This is a genomic window from Caballeronia sp. RCC_10 (assembly GCF_041360715.1).
Taxonomy (GTDB): Bacteria; Pseudomonadota; Gammaproteobacteria; order Burkholderiales; family Burkholderiaceae; genus Caballeronia; species Caballeronia grimmiae.
The window spans coordinates 139151-155345 of sequence record NZ_JBFUPT010000009.1 but is presented as its reverse complement, the minus strand read 5'-3'; the positions used below and the strand labels follow the sequence as shown (position 1 = coordinate 155345).

The following is a 16195-nucleotide window of genomic DNA, read 5'->3' as shown; positions in this document are numbered from 1 at the left end:
CCCGGGTACGAAGCCGCAAGACCGACGCTCCACGCAACGCTGACCGCAAGGAGAAGCAAGTGAACGACGACGTCCAGGGCAAAACCGCAACCCCCGCACCGCTTTCCGCCGACCTATTGCGCAACATCGACGCCTACTGGCGCGCGTGCAATTACCTCTCCGTCGGCATGATCTATCTGCGCGCCAATCCGTTGCTGCGCGAGCCGCTCGAGCCGGAACACATCAAACGCCGCCTGCTCGGGCACTGGGGCTCGGACCCCGGTCAATCGTTCGTCTGGGTCCATCTGAACCGGCTCATCAAGCGCGACGACCTCGATGTGCTGTTCGTGTCGGGCCCCGGTCACGGCGCTCCCGCGACGCTCGCCAATTCGTACCTCGAAGGCCACTACTCCGAGATATATCCCGACCGCAGTTACGATGAACGCGGCATGCTCAGGCTCTTTCGCGCGTTTTCATCGCCGGGCGGCATCGGTTCGCATTGCACGCCGGAAACGCCGGGTTCCATCCACGAAGGCGGGGAATTGGGCTATAGCCTGTCGCATGCTTTCGGTGCGGCCTTCGACAATCCGCAGTTGATCGTCGCAACCGTAGTCGGTGATGGCGAAGCGGAAACGGGACCGCTCGCCACATCGTGGCATTCGAACAAGTTCCTTAATCCTGCGACCGATGGCGCCGTGCTGCCGATCCTGCATCTCAACGGCTACAAGATCGCGAATCCGACGATCCTCGCGCGCATTCCGCACGACGAGCTCGAAGCGCTGTTCAAAGGCTACGGCTACGAGCCGCATTTCGTCGAAGGCGACGAGCCCGAGCTCATGCATCAGTCGATGGCCGCGACGCTCGAACGCTGTATCGGCGATATCAAGGCCATCCAGCAACGCGCGCGCGGGAAGCCGGGCGAGCTTACGCGCCCGCGGTGGCCGATGATCGTGCTTCGTACACCGAAAGGATGGACCGGCCCGAAGGAATTCGCGGGTCACAAGATCGAAAACTTCTGGCGCTCGCATCAGGTGCCGGTGCCCGATCCGGCCACGAATCCGAAGAGCCTCGCGGTGCTCGAAGAATGGATGCGAAGCTACAAGCCCGAAGAACTCTTCGATGACGACGGCCGGCTCATCGAAGGCCTGCGCGAACTCGCGCCGGAGGGGACGCGGCGCATCAGCGCGAATCCGCATGCGAATGGCGGCGTGTTGCGCGAATCGCTCGATATGCCCGACATTCGCGCCTATGCGTTCGATGTGGAGAAGCCGGGCGCGGTCTATCAATCGCCGACCGCCGTGCTCGCCACGTTCCTGCGCGACGTGATCCGCCGCAACATGAAGACGTTCCGCCTCTTCGGTCCCGATGAAACCGCGAGCAACAAGCTCGATGGCGTCTATGAAGCATCCGGCAAGCGGTGGCTTGCGGAAACGAAGCCCGAAGACGCCGACGGCGGCGCGCTCTCGCCCGATGGCCGCGTGATGGAGATGCTCTCGGAGCACACGCTCGAAGGCTGGTTCGAAGGCTACGTGCTGACCGGCCGCCACGGCCTCTTTGCGACTTACGAAGCGTTCGTGCACGTGATCGATTCGATGTTCAACCAGCACGCCAAGTGGCTCGAAAAGGCGAAGAACGAACTGGCGTGGCGTGCGCCGGTGCCATCGATCAACCTGCTGATCACGTCGCTCGTCTGGCGGCAGGATCACAACGGCTTCACGCATCAGGACCCCGGCTTTCTCGATGTCGTCACGAACAAGAGCCCGGGCGTCGTGCGTATTTATCTGCCGCCGGATGCGAACTGCCTGCTGAGCGTCGCGGATCATTGCCTGCGCTCGCATGACTACGTGAACGTGATCGTCGCGGACAAGCAGCCGCATTTGCAGTATCTGAACATGCAGGAGGCGATCGTCCATTGCGCGAAGGGCATCGGCATCTGGGACTGGGCATCGACGGATCAGGGGCATGAGCCGGATGTGGTGATCGCATGCGCCGGCGATATCGCCACGATGGAAGCGCTCGCCGCCGTCGAAATACTCAAGGCGGAATGCCCGGATCTCAAGATTCGCTTCGTCAATGTCGTCGATCTGTTCAGGCTGATGCCTGAAACGGACCATCCGCATGGCCTGTCGCATCGCGACTTCGATTCCATCTTCACGCGCGACAAGCCGGTGATTTTCAACTTTCACTCGTATGCGTCGCTCGTGCATAAGCTCACGTATAACCGCACCAATCACGCAAACATGCACGTGCATGGCTATCGGGAGCGCGGCAATATCAACACGCCCTTCGAGCTTGCGATCATCAACGGCGTCGACCGCTATACGCTTGCAATCGACGTGATCGATCGCGTGCCGGGTCTTTCGAGCACCGCCGCGCATACGAAGGAGCTGCTCAAGAACCGCATCATCGAAAGCGTGCGTTACGCGCACGACGAAGGCATCGATCGCGAGGAAATCCGCGCCTGGACCCGGAAGGGCTGACGCCATGACACAAGGCATCCTGGTGCTCAATAGCGGCTCGTCGTCCCTCAAGTTCGGCGTATTCATCGCGCGCGATGGCGACGAAGCGGCGTGGCTTTCGGGCAGCGCAAAAGGCATCGGACGCGCGAGCGGTTCGCTGTCGATGCGCTCGTCCGATGGCAAGATCGATATCGCGCGCGATCACTTGATGGAATCGCAGCACGATGCGTTGCAGCGCGTCGCCGATGCGCTTGCGAGCCATTTGCGCGAGCCGCTGGCAGGCGTCGGGCATCGCATCGTGCACGGCGGCCGGCATGTGCGGATGCACGGCGAAATCACAGCGAGCGTGAAGGACGCGTTGCGTGAGGCGATTCCATTTGCGCCGCTGCATCTGCCGCAATCGCTCGCGCTCGTCGACGAGGCGCAGCGCATCTTCCCGAACGTGCCGCATTTTGCGTGCTTCGACACCGCGTTTCATCGCACGATGCCCGAGCGTGCGCAGCGTTTTGCTCTACCGCGCGAGTACGCGGAGCGCGGCGTCGTGCGATACGGCTTTCACGGGCTGTCGTACGAGTCGATCGTGAACACGCTCGGCGCGCACTTGCCTTCGCGGGTGGTGATCGCGCATCTGGGCTCCGGCGCGAGCCTGTGCGCCGTGAAAGATGGCCGCTCGGTGGATACGTCGATGGGCATGACGCCGACCGGCGGCATCCCGATGGCCACGCGCAGCGGCGACCTCGATCCGGGCGTGCTCATCCACCTTCTGCGCCACGAAGCGCGCGATGCGGACGCGCTGGAAACGCTCGTCAACCACGCAAGCGGCATGAAGGGGCTATCCGGTTCCGACGACGACATGGAAGGGCTGCTCGCGCGTCGCGACAGTGGCGACGCGGACGCCGCGCTCGCCATCGACGTGTTCTGCACGGCGGTCCGCAAACACATCGGCGCATATGCGGCGCTGCTGGGCGGCGTCGATCTGATCGTGTTCAGCGGCGGAATCGGCGAACATGCCGAGGCAGTCCGCACGCAAATACTCGATGGTCTTGGTTTTTTGCATGCCGAACATCGTGTCGTAGCAACGGACGAAGAGCGGCAAATTGCGCGGCATTGCCGGCGGATGCTGGCTCACTGAGTTGGCATTTTGCATGCGGCATGCAGCGCATTGCATGCCGCATGCCATTCGCCGCATCCTGTTTGTTCACCGCGCGTACTTGAAGGTGCCCTGCGCGCTCGCGATCATGAGCCGGCCATCGACCCACGCTTCGCCACGCGCGAAGTACACCGACCTGCCCTGCCGTTCGAGAAAGCCCTTCGCCACGACCTTGTCGCCGATGCCGCGATCGAGATAGTTCACCGTCAGCGACAACGTGAAGCCGTGTATGGGTGTCGAGCCCGTCGTGAAGAGGCCGGTGTAACCACAGGCGACATCCAGCAGCGTTGCGATTGCGCCACCCTGAAGGATGCGCTGACGGTTCAGATGGCCCGCGTGAATGGGCATCGTGAACTCGGAGTAGCCGGCGCGCCATTCGGTTAGCGTCGCGCCGAGCGCTTCGAGGAAAGGATTGTCGAGATCCAGATTCGCCAAGCTACAGTCTCCCTGCGTCGAAAGTGTCATGGACGACGACATGCGTGGTCGTCTCAATGATCCGATGCAAGGGATTGTGCCATCGTGTCGCCGTGCCGGTCGTACGCTGCGTTATGTTCGACGGCAGTTTTACGAGACTCGGGGCCGGGGGAATGAGAAAAACTTCGCGTCAAAGCGCAATGATCTGTACTAGGGGCAACCGCCCTTGCGCGCCCCGCTAAATAGCGATAGCGCGCGCAAGTCATTATGTCGTAAAACGATTAGTTATATCCCCGAACCACGCAAGACTTTTGTTCCTCGTCTGCTTTCTCGCCGGCGAAACGGCCGCAAATTTCGGCAACATATTCCGGCTCGCCACTGACCTGGCTGGAACGATGCGACGCATGAGCCGTCGTATCGCCCGGTGCTTCGGAGTCTTCCATCCATTCTGCAAAACGCGTGTTGGACATATTTGATCGAACATCCATCTTTCGCCTCCTTTTTTCCTTAACAGTTCCAGAATGCGCTTCTAAGGGCCAAGTGGCCCTAGTGGATTTCATTGATGGACGCAGTCCGAAACTGTGCGGATGATTTAAAGAATGCGCGTCTGGCGGACGCTTCTCAATTGCCTGACCTCGATAACGATTCCGCCTGTCTTCAAGCCAGCCAGAATGATGCCTGCCCGTTCGCGGCGACGGCAACTTAAGCGATCGCTTTTACACCACGTTTTTCTCGACGATCGGCCTGCCTTCGATAATGCGCGCCCAGCCAAGCGGCGACAAATCGAGCGTCGTATAGCGGCCGTGCAAAATCAGTTCGCTAATGCCGCGCCCTGTCGCCGGACCGTGCTGAAGACCGTGTCCGCTAAATCCGCTTGCAAAGATGCAATTATCGATGCCCGGATGCGCGCCGATAATCGCATTCTGATCGAGCACGTTGTATTCGTAATAGCCGGACCAGCAATGCTCGACGCGCAAGGCCTCGAATTGCGGCACGCGATGCGCGAGCGCGGGCCAGATGACGTCATCGAAAAGCGCGTGATCCACTTCGTCGAGCGGAAGGTCATCGGGGTCGTTATCGGCGGCGGGCGAAGCGCCGCAAATGTAGGTGCGTCCTTCGGGCCGAAAATACACGCCGGTCGGATCGATCAGCAGCGGACTGCCCTTGAGCTTCGCGGGCGACGATACATTGAAGATGCTGCGCCGCCGCGCATGCACGGGAATGTCGATGTCGAGCATCGCCGCGAGCGAACGCGACCATGCGCCCGCCGCATTGACGACGACATCGCAGGCATACGCCTCGCCGTTGGATGCACGCACGCGCGTGGCGCGCCGGCCTTCGCGTTCGATGCCAGTCACTTCCGCCGCGACGTAGCGCGCGCCGAGCGAGAGCGCCTTGCGCCGCAGCGCCTGCACGAGCCCGTAGCCGTCGAACCAGCCCTCGCCGCTTTCACCGAACGCGCCCGCTGCGAGATCGTCGGTGTTCAGCCACGGAAAGCGCGCGCGCAGGCCGGCGGGATCGAGCAACGTGATATCCGCGCCGAGTTCGCGCTGCATCGCATGGTTCTCGCGCAGCGTCGCTTCGCCGGGAGGCGTCGCGAGAAAGAGATAGCCGCCCTCGTGCAGATCGATGCAAGGACGCTCGCCATTCACTTCGAGCCGCTCGCCGACCGCACGCAGAAACTCGATACCGTAGAGCGACATCCGCACCGAAAGCGGCGTGGAAAACTGCTGCCGGATCGACGCCGCCGACAACGCCGACGACGAGCGCGCATAAGTCGGATCGCGCTCGATCACCGTCACTTGCACGCTCGGGTCCGATGCGCGCAGGAAATACGCCGCTGAACTGCCGATCACCCCGCCACCGACGATCACCACATGAGATGCCACGCCGCCCCCGTCGCGAGTGAATGCTTCAGCCGAGATTGAAGTCGATGCCCTGCGCAAGCGGCAATTCCGACGAGTAATTGATGGTGTTCGTCGCGCGCCGCATGTACGCCTTCCATGCGTCGGAGCCGGATTCGCGTCCGCCGCCGGTTTCCTTTTCGCCGCCGAATGCGCCGCCGATTTCCGCGCCGCTCGGCCCGATGTTCACGTTCGCGATGCCGCAATCGCTGCCGGACGCCGCCAGGAAGCGTTCGGCCTCGCGCAAATCGGTGGTGAAGACGCACGACGACAAACCATGCACGGCGGCATTATTCGCGGCGATGGCTTCGTCGAAATCGGTGTAGCGCATCACGTAGAGAATCGGCGCGAACGTTTCCTTCAACACGATCTCGCTTTGCGCCGGCATTTCGACGAGCGCCGGACGCACGTAATAGCCGCCTTCGCAACCGTCCACCGCCACGCGCTCGCCGCCGGAGACCTTGCCGCCCTCGCCCTTGGCCTGCTCGATTGCATCTTGCATGCGAGCGAACGCCTGCACGTCGATGAGCGGCCCCATCAGCACACCCGCTTCGAGCGGATTGCCGACCGGGACTTTCGCGTAGAGGTCCTTGAGGCGCGCGACGGTTTCATCGTAAATGCTGTCATGCACGAACAGACGCCGCAGCGATGTGCAGCGCTGCCCCGCCGTGCCGACCGCCGAAAAGAGAATGCCGCGCAGCGCGAGATCGCGATTCGCCGTCTGCGAGACGATGCCCGCGTTGTTGCCGCCGAGTTCGAGAATCGGGCGTCCGAAGCGCCGCGCCACTTCGACACCCACCGCGCGGCCCATCTCCGTGCTGCCCGTCGCGCTGACGATGTCCGAACGCTTGTCCGCGACCAGTTGCGCGCCGATGTCGCGATCGCCGATCACGACCGACGCCAGCCCCTCCGGCGCGCTGCCGAATTCCTCGATGGCGTCGCGCAGGATGCGATCGACGGCCAGCGCGGTAAGCGGCGTCTTCTCGGACGGCTTCCACACGACCGCGTTGCCGCAGACGAGCGCGAGCGCCGCGTTCCACGACCACACCGCGACCGGAAAATTGAACGCCGAAATGATGGTGCAGACGCCCAGCGGATGCCACGTCTCGGCCATCCGATGCCCCGGGCGCTCGGACGCGATCGTGAGCCCGTATAACTGCCGCGACAAGCCGACGGCGAAGTCGCAGATATCGATCATCTCCTGCACTTCGCCGAGACCTTCCTGAAGAATCTTGCCCGCTTCGAGCGACACCAGCCGCCCGAGCGCCGCCTTCTTCTCGCGCAGGCGATTGCCGAGCAATCGCACGAGTTCTCCACGGCGCGGCGCGGGCACATTGCGCCACGCGGCGAAGGCGGTGCGCGCGTTCGCGAGCGTGGTGTCGACCTGCGAAGACGTGTGACGCTTCACGCGTCCGATGACTTCGCCCGTGATCGGTGAAGTCACGGCGATGTCGCCGTCAGCGACGAGGCCGCTGATGCCGAGGTCGGAAAGAATCGATTGAGCGTCCACGATGAAGTCCTTTTGAAGCCGATGCGTTGAGAGGCGCCGCGTGTTTCTGATCAGAAACTTTTCGCTGTCCGGAGACTATACTCGCCGTTGTCCGTGCTCACAATGCAGCCAATATTCGGGTTTTCTCCAGTCCCGACGGCTGGCCGTACGCTGATGTATTATCGGAAACAAAACGCGCCTTGCTTCCATGAACACCGTTCCCATGAACCACTCGCCCGAACCGTCTCTCGCCGATCTCGGGCGCAGAGTGAGACAGGCGCGCGTCGCTCAAAACATGACGCTCGAAACCGCGAGCCGGCTATGCGGCGTGTCGCGCTCGGCCTTGTCCAAGATCGAAAACGGGTTGATGTCGCCGACTTTCGACGTATTGCAGAAGATCGTGCGCGGCTTGCGGATCGACCTAGGCGAACTGTTCGGCAGCGCGAGCGCGCCCACCGCGAGCGGCCGCCGCGCGCTCACACGCCGCAACGAAGGCCAGCGCCATGCGTATCGCGGCTATCAGATGGAGTTGCTCGCCACCGATCTCGCGCACAAGGCGATGCTGCCGTTTCGCATCCGCATCTCGGCGCACACGCTCGACGCGTTCGACGACTGGGGCCGCCACGAAGGCGAGGAATTTCTCTATGTGATCAGCGGCAGCGTGTGTCTTTATTCGGAACTGTACGCGCCGACGCATCTGAACGCCGGCGACAGTCTCTACTTCGACAGCCGGACGGGTCACGCCGCGATTTCAACCAGCGAGGAAGACGCGGAAGTGCTCTGGATGGCGACCGGCGGCGGCGTGCCGCCCGCAGCTCAGTAGCGTTTCGCGTTCGTTCGGCCTTCGGCGTTCGTGGCCCGTTCGATCGCTTCGAGGTTTTGCGGATAAGGGTAGTTCAGTCCAAGCAACTGGCGCATCGTCTTGCTTGCGCGCTTGACGAACGCTTCGCCGACCATCGCGCGCAGGTCTTCCATCGGCTTCACGAACTTCGGCAGGTATTGGATCAGGACGGCGCTGCGGTCGCGCGTGCTGCGATTGGGCATCGCGCAATGCCACGTTGCGCCGAAGAACACGATGGCGTCGCCCGGTTCCGCCTCCATGCGTGCCGCCCGCTCGTAGAAGCGATCATTTTCGTTTGGATACCGAAGCGCATGCTGCGTATGCGGCACGAACGCCGTTGCGCCGGTTTCGGCGGTGAACGGATCGAGCGGAATGGTCACTTGTGCGTTGAGCGGAAAGCTCGTGTTGATGCCGACTGGAAACGTAGCGGGCATGTGATAGTCCCAGTACGGATAGTCGATGTGCGGCTCCTGTCCCGGCCCGCCCGGCAGAATGCGATTCGCCGCGATGGAGCCCATGATGAAGTCGTCGCCGAGAAAGCGCCCGCATCGCCGCGACGATGCTTTCCTGCTCGGCCATCTGCGAGAACACGTCGCCTTTCGCGAGCAGGTTCCATACGCGGCGCTGCAAATGCAGCGTGTCGTCCTGCGCGGCCTGCCCCTGAAAATGCGTGACCGTCTGCGCGCGATCGTCGGACTGCGCCATGACGATCCGCCGCGCTTCGTCGATCTGCGCCGCGCTGAACAAACCTCGCACGCAGATGGCGCCGGGACCGTTCAAAAGGGCATCGACGGCGAGTTCGGGAGTGAAGGCTGCGGGATCGACTCGTTGCACGGAGGTCTCCTGGATGCGTTTCTGTGAAGCGCTTCAGTCGAACATGTAACGCTGGCGCGCGTGCGCGACGTGATGACTTCGAGTCACGCAAACCATGATACTGCACGGTCGGCGACCGTTCGGCCAATCGAACGCCGTCAAACCGCCGTCTTGCGCTTCTTTCCTTCCGCGCGCGGCGGTTCGGGAGCATCGGCCTTCGTCGCGGAACGCTTGAAGTACGGCGAGCTCAACGTCGCGGCCCCCATATCCGACGCCGCCTCCAGCAACGCAGGCGCAAGTTCCTTCAGACGTGCGTCGGGCAGGCGGCTCGTCGGTCCCGCGAGACTCACGACGCCGACGACCGCGCCCGTCACCGGATGATGAATCGGCGCGGCCATCGACGTCATGCCGGCCTCGTACGTCTCGCTCGCGATACCATAGCCGCGCTTTCGCGCCGCCTGCAGATCCGCGAGAAATTGCTGAATGGTCTTTGGCGCCTTCGGGCCGCCTTGTCCCGGCTTGCCTAGCCCGCCTTGCTTCGATACGAGCGCGAGCGCCTCTTCGTCCGACAACCACGAGAGCCACGCCTGCCCGCTCGCCGTGCAATGCAGCGGCGGCTGGCTGCCCATGTCGGGGTCGTAGCGCAGGCCGGACTTCGCGCCCTGCGCCTTGCCGACGAACGTAATGTGATCGTCCTCGACGACGCCGAGCCGCGCCAGTTCCCCCGATGCCGCCGCGAGACGGTCCAGCACCGGCTGCGAGACATCGAGCACGCCGCCCGTCGAGAGGTAAATGAGCGCCAGCGACACGAGCTTCAGCGCGAGCATGTACTCGCCGTGATCCTTGTCCTGACGCACGTAGCCTTCGTCGATCAGCATCGCGAGCAGCCGATGCGTGCCGCTGCGCGGAATGTTGAGCGTATCCGCGATGGTCGCGAGCGGCATGCGCCCGCCGTTCTTCGCGAGCAATTCGATGATCGACAACGCGCGCTCGAGGTTCCCTGCCATTTAGTTTCTCGTTAGAAATGTCCTGTTCGGAATGAGAACACGATTCCACCGCGGAATTCAACCGTATGTCGCGAAGAGCACCGTTATCGTCGCTTCCCGCAGACGCTTTGCGCGTTCGAGCGCCGTCGCGGTCTTGGCCCATTCGTCCATCGGCGCTTCGATGGAAATCGGCAAATCGTCCGGCAGCGCGCGAAGAATGCCAGCAAGATCGATGGCGCCTTCGCCCGGAATCATCCGCGCGCAGCGAGCCTGATGCAGCAGCGTCGCGAGATCGGCCGGGCGCTCGGCGGGCGCGTCGCAGAACTGGAGATAACCGAAATACTCACGCGGCAGCGCGCGCAACGCATCGACGGACGAATCCGCGCGATCGAAGTGAATCGGATCGACGATCAGCCCGGTGTTTGCGCGCCCCGTCGCTTTCACGATGCGCGCGCCTTCCTCGATGTCCTTCACGTCGGTCCAGGGCATCGGCTCCAGGCTAGGCGCGAGACCGTAGGGCCTGGCGATGTCGCACAGTTGCGCAAGCCGGTCGACGGTGCGCGCCTCATCGCGATCGTTGCCCGCGACGAGCACAAAGCGCGCGCCCATCTCGGCGGCGGTTTCGAGCATCGGCTCGTACGCGGTCACATCGGTATCGGGCTGGAGCCGCAGAATTTCGGCATCGAGCACGCGGATGCCGGTGTCGCGCAGCGCCGCGAGCGTTTCGCGCTTGAGCCGCGTCGCGCCGATGATCTCGTGCCGAACCTCCGTGTCCGTCGCGGGCAAGAGCCGCAGGCCGACGAAATCGTAACCCGCCCGCGCCGCACACTCGACCATCTGCGGCGGCGTCAGTTCGAGCACCGTGAGTGCGGAAAGCGACAGCTTGCGTGTTGGCGTCGTCATGTCGCGATCCTCAGCGCAGCGGCGAAAACGGCGCGGGCACGTAGATGGTCGATTCCATCGTCGTGAGATGCGCCGGCCCGCCCTTCGGCGGCCAGATGCCGTCTTTCACCGCTTCCGCGCGAATGCGCGAGCGTTCGTCCACCGACTTGTACGGCCAGATGTTGAGGAAGCGCGGCACCGCGCCGTCGAGTGTGAACATCGCGCCGATCAGCGGCGAGCGCTTCGTGCGCTCGGGGACGGCCTTCTCCCATGCGTCGATGGTATGCTGCAGGCTCGCCAGCTTCGTGCCATAGACGCGCATCTCGTAGATGCCGCCGTGCACGGCCGGCTGGATCGGCGGGAGAAACGGGAACATCGCGTAGCTGTTCACTTCGACATCGGTGACGAACTCGCCGCAGCCGAACGGATTGCCTTCGAGAAGAAGCCGTCTGCGTTCGCCGATCAGCGCCGCTTCCGATTCGAAGCCGCGCAGCACCATCACCTTGCCGAGCGCGCCGATATCGGAATACCAGCAGCCGAGCAGCGTCGAACCGGGCTGCGCGGCGCTGGCCTGAATGTGCTCGAACACCTGCGCGTTGGCGCCGATCTTCACGGTGAGCGTGACTGTGTCGTACAGATTCATGGGATCGTCCTTGCGTGACTGGATAGAGAGAGTGCGGTATCGGCGTCGGTATCGGCGGGACGAGCGAGGTCGTGGCCCGCCAGATAGCCGAACGTCATCGCCGGCCCCAGCGTGATGCCGCCCGCCGGATAGTGGCCGCCCATCATGCTGGCCGCGTCGTTGCCCACGGCGTAGAGGCCGGGAATCGGCGTGCGGGTCGCATCCAGAACGCGGGCGCGCGCATCGGTGGCGAGGCCCGCGAAGGTCCCCAGACTGCCGGGCAGCACTTTGACCGCGTGAAACGGACCATCGACGATCGGCGCGACGCACGGATTCGGCTCGTGCGAGGCATCGCCCTGTATGCGGTTGTAGGGCGTCGATCCTTTGTGGAAGTGCGGATCGGCGCCGTCTTTCGCATGCGTGTTGTAGGCCGCGATGGTTTCGCGCAATGCGTGGGCGTCGATGCCGCATTGACGGGCGAGCGCTTCGATCGTCGGCGCAGTTTTCAGATAGCCCGTGCGCTCATGGCGATGCAGCGGGAACGGGAACGGCTTCGCCGCGCCCAGCCCGTAGCGCCGTTGAAACCGGTGATCGCAGACGAGCCACGCGCATACTTCCTCGCCAGGCCGCGTGGCGTCGATCATCGCCGAGACGAAGTCGTAATACGACGACGCCTCGTTCACGAAGCGCCGCCCGGCCCGCGTCACCGCGATCACGCCCGGCTTTGCCCGCTCGATGAGATGCGCGAACGCGACCGCATCGCCTTCGCGCTTCGGCACGAGCGACACGGGCGCCCACGCCGCCGGCGCCTTCAGCGATGCGTCGAAATGGGCGCCGGCCGCTTCGCCGATGCGCACGCCGTCGCCCGTATTGCTGCGCGGCGCAGCGGACCAGTGTTCATCGCCCGATGGCGTGTACGCGAAGGTGCGCGCGCGGCGGGCGCGGTCGTGCGGATAGCCGCCGCACGCCAGCACGACGCCTCGTCGCGCGATCACATCGTGCAGCACGCCATTCATCTCGACGCGCGCTCCGGTTACGCGCGCGCCATCGCGTATCAAATCGACAGCCTTCGCACGCGTTTCGAGCCGCACGCCTCGATCGGCGGCAGACTTCAACAGACGCGCGACCAACGCGTTGCCGTTCACGAGATGCATCGAGCGGCCATATCGCAGCTTGTGCATCGCGAAGGCGGCGAAGCGCTTCGTCACGTGCCACGCGGAGCGCGCCGAGCGCGTCGCGTTGAAGAAGTGCGCGAGATCTTGCCCCGATGCGATCGCCATGCCGCTGATCGTCATGTCCGTAAGCGGCGGACGAAGCTTGTCGATGAGCGGGCCGAGCGCGCGGCCATCGAACGGCATCGCGCACACGGAGCGGCCTCCGCTGCCCGCGCCTTGCGTCGTGTGAAAGTCGGGAATGCGGTTGCCGTCGATGAAACGCATCGACGTGTTCCGCTCAAAGAAGTCGATCATGCGCGGGCCGTGCTCGATCAGCGCATCGGCTTTCCCGGCGTCGTAGTGCTTGCCGAGTTCGTTGCGCAGATACGTGCGCGGCGCATCGGCATTTTCGACGATGCCCGCGCGCCTCGCGAGCGGATTACATGGAAGCCACATCCAGCCGCCCGACCACGCGGTCGTGCCGCCGAACACGTCTTCCTTCTCGCATAGGATGACTGATAAACCCAGCGTAGCTGAAGTGACCGCCGCGGAGAGGCCGCCTGCGCCCGATCCGAGCACGAGGACATCGCATTGCAGCGCACTCATGATGTCTGCGCTCGCGTTTCTTCGCGCGCATCCGCATGACCGGCTTCCGGCGATGCCGCCCGCGCCGCCGCATGCCGGCCAGCCAGATACGCAAAAGCAAGCCCCGGCCCGAGCGTGATGCCCGGCCCCGGATAGACGCCGCCCATCACCGACTGCATGTCGTTGCCGCACGCGTACAGGCCGCCGATCGGCTGATCGTCGCGATCGAGCACGCGGGCGTTCGTGTCAGTGACGAGCCCCGTCGCCGCGCCGATATCGCCGGGATAAAGCCGCACCGCGTAGAACGGCGCCTGCGCAAGCGGGCCGAGACATGGATTCGGGCCTGTCCAGTTGGCGTCGCCGTTCGCGCGCTGATAATCGGTCGTGCCGCGTTGAAAGTCCGGATCGACGCCTGTTTCCGCATAACGATTCATGCGCGCGACGCTATCCGCAAGCCCGGTCTTGTCGATGCCGAGCTTCGCCGCGAGTTCGTCGAGCGTGCGGGCCTGCGTGAGATAGCCATCGTCGATGAAGGGTTGAAGTCCTTTGCCGCCGGGACGCACCATGCCAAGCCCATACTTGCGAATTCCTTCGGAATCCGTAACGAGATACGCCGGCACCGACGCCCTCGCGCGATGCGCTTCCTGCATCGCGATGCCGAACAGGTGATAAGACGTGTTCTCGTTCAGGAAGCGCCTGCCGCTGGCATCGACGACGATCATGCCCGGCTTGCCGCGATCCATCAGAAAGTGCGGGAACACGGCGGTTGTGTCGTCGGCTCGCTTGCGCACGGAAACCGGCGCCCAGAACGCGTGCGACAACGCGCCCTCGCCAAAACGCGCGCCTGCGGCAAGCGCGAGATCCTGCGCGTTGCCGGTATGCCCCGGCGCGCCCGGGCACCATGCGGCATCGGCGCCGGGCAGCATGTCGGCGCGTCGCGCGGCATGACGATTGAAGCCGCCGCTCGCGAGAATCACGCCGCCCGTCACCGAAACGCGCCGCCGCTGCGCGCCCTGAGCGAGCGTTAGGCCTTCGACGCCCCGCTTGCCCGTATGCAGCGCTTCGACCGTCGTGCGCGTCAGCACCGTGACGCCGCGCTGCATCAGCGAATAAAGCAGACGGCCGATCAACGCGTTGCCCATCACGAGCCGCGTGCCGCGTGGCGATCCGATCCGGTCGCGTGCGTGTCGCGCCAGCAGCTTCGCCGCATGCTTAAACGACGCTAGCGATTTCGTCATGTTGAGCAGATGCCCGATGTCGTCGCGGTCGATCATCATCCCGCCCAGCACGGTGAACTCGGGAATCGGCGGACGAATCAGCGCAAATGCGCGGCCCAACTTGCGGCCGTCGAAAGGCAGCGGCTCCAGCGCACGGCCGCAGAGCGTCGAGCCTTCGAGTTCCGAGAGATAGTCGGGATGGAACGGCCGCGCCCGGTATTTCACATCGGAGTTGGCTTCGATATGCGCGACCGCCTTCGGCCCGGCGTCGAGAAACGCGCGGCGCATCGCGGCGCTGCTGCGTGCCCCGACGGCGCGGTTCAGAAAGGCTTCCGCCGTCGCCTGCGAATCGTCGCGATTGACGCTCGCCATGTGCATCGACGCGGGAATCCATGTCGTGCCCGCCGAATAGGCAGTCGTTCCGCCGACGTACTCCGTGCTTTCGACGAGCAGCACGCGCGCACCGTCGATCGCTGCGAACAGCGCCGCCGACATGCCCGCGCCGCCCGCGCCGATGACGACCACATCGAATGATTCATTTCCGCTCAGGCTCGCTACCGTCTCCACCATTTTTCGCCCCTTCCCGGAACTTAATTTGATTGTGGAATGCTATTCCACAATCACGGCTCGTGCCAAGCGGTTTTTTGCGAAACCGAGTCAGTACGCCGGTGCAACCGGCGCGCGCGCTCTCGCCGACCGATGCACCGCCAGCGTCGCGGCGAGCGTGCGCGCGCCGTCATCGCCGGAACACAGCGGCCTTTCCTTGCCGTCGATAACCTTCGCGAAATGGCGCAATTGCTCGTGATAGGGATCGCCGGCATGCGGCGCGGTGCGCTCGACGGTCAGCGGATCGTGCCAACCCTTCGCGCCGCGATACTCCCAGACATCGAGCTGCGGCAAGGCGAGCGACGCATCGGTGCCGGAGACGAAGTGCGTATTCACGCTCTGCCGCGGATAGTGCGCCGCCTCGCCGGCCGCCAGATCCCAGTTCCACGGCGACACCGCGCAGTCCGACACCGTCAGCGTGCCGAGCGCGCCATTCTCGAAGCGCAGCAGCACCGCGGCCGTGTCTTCGACCTCGAAGCCGCGCACCGCGCTCGACGTCAGCGCCTGCACTTCGACGATTTCGCCGAGCAGAAACCGCATCATGTCGATGTCGTGGATCAGGTTGATCAGCACCGGTCCGCCGCCGGCCTGCCTGCGCCAGTCGATATCGAAGTAGGGATCGGGCTTGTAGAACGTCGCGAGCGCATGAGCGGACACCGGCTTGCCGATCCGCCCGCTCGCCACGATTTCGCGTGCGCGCCGCAGAATCGGGCTATGCCGGCGATGATGACCGACGAGAAGCGGCACGCCCGCGCGACTGGCGGCATCGACGAGCACGCGCGCCTGTTCGACCGTATCGGCAATTGGCTTTTCGATCAGCACCGGGATGCCGCGCGCGATGCACGCGAGGCCCGCTTCGACGTGCGTGGCGTTCGGCGTCGCGACGATCACGCCGTCGGGCGATGCGGCGTCGAGCATTGCGTCGACGGTGGAAAAGCAGCTCGCGCCTTGTTCCTGCGCAAACACCTTCGCGCCCGCCGATGGGTCCGCCACCGCGATCACTTCGCAATCAGGATGCAGCCGCGCGCGCTCCATATGCATCCGTCCGATGGCACGCGCGCCTGCAATTGCCAGCCGTTTCTTGATCATGCGTG

At 64.1% G+C, this 16195-nt stretch carries 15 protein-coding genes; 4 read left to right on the top strand and 11 right to left on the bottom strand.

What is annotated here, in order from left to right; translation table 11 throughout:
• Positions 1 to 59 precede the first annotated feature (59 nt).
• On the top strand, positions 60 to 2459 hold the full coding sequence (locus AB6804_RS17770) for a phosphoketolase (protein WP_370887550.1): 2400 nt from the start codon (positions 60 to 62) through the stop codon (positions 2457 to 2459).
• Between the two features lie 4 nt (positions 2460 to 2463).
• The gene (locus tag AB6804_RS17765; RefSeq protein WP_370887549.1) at positions 2464 to 3570 is read left to right on the top strand and encodes an acetate/propionate family kinase; all 1107 of its coding nucleotides are present in this window, start codon (positions 2464 to 2466) and stop codon (positions 3568 to 3570) included.
• A gap of 66 nt (positions 3571 to 3636) precedes the next feature.
• Here the strand turns inward: AB6804_RS17765 and AB6804_RS17760 are convergent, their stop codons facing one another.
• The 4 genes from AB6804_RS17760 to AB6804_RS17745 all read right to left on the bottom strand — a co-directional run bounded on the left by AB6804_RS17760 (position 3637) and on the right by AB6804_RS17745 (position 7416).
• A complete protein-coding gene (locus AB6804_RS17760) occupies positions 3637 to 4023 on the bottom strand; it encodes a PaaI family thioesterase (protein WP_370887548.1) in 387 nt (128 codons plus the stop codon).
• A gap of 260 nt (positions 4024 to 4283) precedes the next feature.
• The gene (locus AB6804_RS17755; RefSeq protein WP_075583136.1) at positions 4284 to 4490 is read right to left on the bottom strand and encodes a hypothetical protein; all 207 of its coding nucleotides are present in this window, start codon (positions 4488 to 4490) and stop codon (positions 4284 to 4286) included.
• 228 nt (positions 4491 to 4718) lie between these two features.
• Positions 4719 to 5891 carry an NAD(P)/FAD-dependent oxidoreductase gene (locus tag AB6804_RS17750; RefSeq protein ID WP_370887547.1) on the bottom strand — a complete coding sequence of 391 codons (1173 nt, stop codon included), beginning with the start codon at positions 5889 to 5891 and terminating at the stop codon, positions 4719 to 4721.
• 25 nt (positions 5892 to 5916) lie between these two features.
• Positions 5917 to 7416, bottom strand: a complete 1500-nt coding sequence (locus tag AB6804_RS17745; protein ID WP_370887546.1) for an aldehyde dehydrogenase family protein — start codon at positions 7414 to 7416, stop codon at positions 5917 to 5919.
• 187 nt (positions 7417 to 7603) lie between these two features.
• On the opposite strand from AB6804_RS17745, the gene AB6804_RS17740 reads away from it, so the two are divergent.
• Positions 7604 to 8218 (top strand): helix-turn-helix domain-containing protein, encoded by a 615-nt coding sequence (locus AB6804_RS17740; protein WP_035963869.1) that lies wholly within the window; start codon positions 7604 to 7606, stop codon positions 8216 to 8218.
• Here AB6804_RS17740 and AB6804_RS17735 read toward each other — a convergent pair.
• On the bottom strand, positions 8212 to 8754 hold the full coding sequence (locus AB6804_RS17735; protein ID WP_370887545.1) for a phytanoyl-CoA dioxygenase family protein: 543 nt from the start codon (positions 8752 to 8754) through the stop codon (positions 8212 to 8214). The genes AB6804_RS17740 and AB6804_RS17735 overlap by 7 nt on opposite strands.
• On the opposite strand from AB6804_RS17735, the gene AB6804_RS17730 reads away from it, so the two are divergent.
• Positions 8753 to 9097 carry a hypothetical protein gene (locus tag AB6804_RS17730; protein WP_370887544.1) on the top strand — a complete coding sequence of 115 codons (345 nt, stop codon included), beginning with the start codon at positions 8753 to 8755 and terminating at the stop codon, positions 9095 to 9097. The two genes, AB6804_RS17735 and AB6804_RS17730, sit on opposite strands and share 2 nt — an antisense overlap.
• Positions 9098 to 9207: 110 nt before the next feature.
• On the opposite strand, the gene AB6804_RS17725 is transcribed toward AB6804_RS17730, so the two are convergent.
• The 6 genes from AB6804_RS17725 to AB6804_RS17700 form a co-directional block, all read right to left on the bottom strand.
• Positions 9208 to 10056 (bottom strand): IclR family transcriptional regulator, encoded by an 849-nt coding sequence (locus AB6804_RS17725; RefSeq protein ID WP_370887543.1) that lies wholly within the window; start codon positions 10054 to 10056, stop codon positions 9208 to 9210.
• A gap of 57 nt (positions 10057 to 10113) precedes the next feature.
• On the bottom strand, positions 10114 to 10938 hold the full coding sequence (locus tag AB6804_RS17720) for a sugar phosphate isomerase/epimerase family protein (protein ID WP_370887542.1): 825 nt from the start codon (positions 10936 to 10938) through the stop codon (positions 10114 to 10116).
• Positions 10939 to 10948: 10 nt separating this feature from the next.
• Positions 10949 to 11560 (bottom strand): NIPSNAP family protein, encoded by a 612-nt coding sequence (locus tag AB6804_RS17715; RefSeq protein WP_370887541.1) that lies wholly within the window; start codon positions 11558 to 11560, stop codon positions 10949 to 10951.
• A complete protein-coding gene (locus tag AB6804_RS17710) occupies positions 11557 to 13299 on the bottom strand; it encodes an FAD-dependent oxidoreductase (RefSeq protein ID WP_370887540.1) in 1743 nt (580 codons plus the stop codon). Before AB6804_RS17710 ends, AB6804_RS17715 begins: the two co-directional genes overlap by 4 nt.
• Positions 13296 to 15065 (bottom strand): FAD-dependent oxidoreductase, encoded by a 1770-nt coding sequence (locus AB6804_RS17705; RefSeq protein ID WP_370887539.1) that lies wholly within the window; start codon positions 15063 to 15065, stop codon positions 13296 to 13298. The genes AB6804_RS17710 and AB6804_RS17705 overlap by 4 nt, the downstream gene beginning before the upstream one ends.
• Before the next feature lie 87 nt (positions 15066 to 15152).
• Positions 15153 to 16190: a Gfo/Idh/MocA family protein gene (locus tag AB6804_RS17700; protein WP_370887538.1), complete on the bottom strand. Its 1038-nt coding sequence runs from the start codon at positions 16188 to 16190 to the stop codon at positions 15153 to 15155.
• Between the last annotated feature and the right edge of the window lie 5 nt (positions 16191 to 16195).

Excerpts from the sequence above, each read along its gene's own strand:
- AB6804_RS17765 (WP_370887549.1), top strand. The coding sequence starts at position 2,464 with ATGACACAAGGCATCCTGGTGCTCAATAGCGGCTCGTCGTCCCTCAAG.
- AB6804_RS17755 (WP_075583136.1), bottom strand. The coding sequence starts at position 4,490 with ATGGATGTTCGATCAAATATGTCCAACACGCGTTTTGCAGAATGGATG.
- AB6804_RS17740 (WP_035963869.1), top strand. The coding sequence starts at position 7,604 with ATGAACACCGTTCCCATGAACCACTCGCCCGAACCGTCTCTCGCCGAT.
- AB6804_RS17730 (WP_370887544.1), top strand. The coding sequence starts at position 8,753 with ATGATGAAGTCGTCGCCGAGAAAGCGCCCGCATCGCCGCGACGATGCT.
- AB6804_RS17735 (WP_370887545.1), bottom strand. The coding sequence starts at position 8,754 with ATGGGCTCCATCGCGGCGAATCGCATTCTGCCGGGCGGGCCGGGACAG.
- AB6804_RS17725 (WP_370887543.1), bottom strand. The coding sequence starts at position 10,056 with ATGGCAGGGAACCTCGAGCGCGCGTTGTCGATCATCGAATTGCTCGCG.
- AB6804_RS17720 (WP_370887542.1), bottom strand. The coding sequence starts at position 10,938 with ATGACGACGCCAACACGCAAGCTGTCGCTTTCCGCACTCACGGTGCTC.
- AB6804_RS17715 (WP_370887541.1), bottom strand. The coding sequence starts at position 11,560 with ATGAATCTGTACGACACAGTCACGCTCACCGTGAAGATCGGCGCCAAC.
- AB6804_RS17710 (WP_370887540.1), bottom strand. The coding sequence starts at position 13,299 with ATGAGTGCGCTGCAATGCGATGTCCTCGTGCTCGGATCGGGCGCAGGC.
- AB6804_RS17705 (WP_370887539.1), bottom strand. The coding sequence starts at position 15,065 with ATGGTGGAGACGGTAGCGAGCCTGAGCGGAAATGAATCATTCGATGTG.
- AB6804_RS17700 (WP_370887538.1), bottom strand. The coding sequence starts at position 16,190 with ATGATCAAGAAACGGCTGGCAATTGCAGGCGCGCGTGCCATCGGACGG.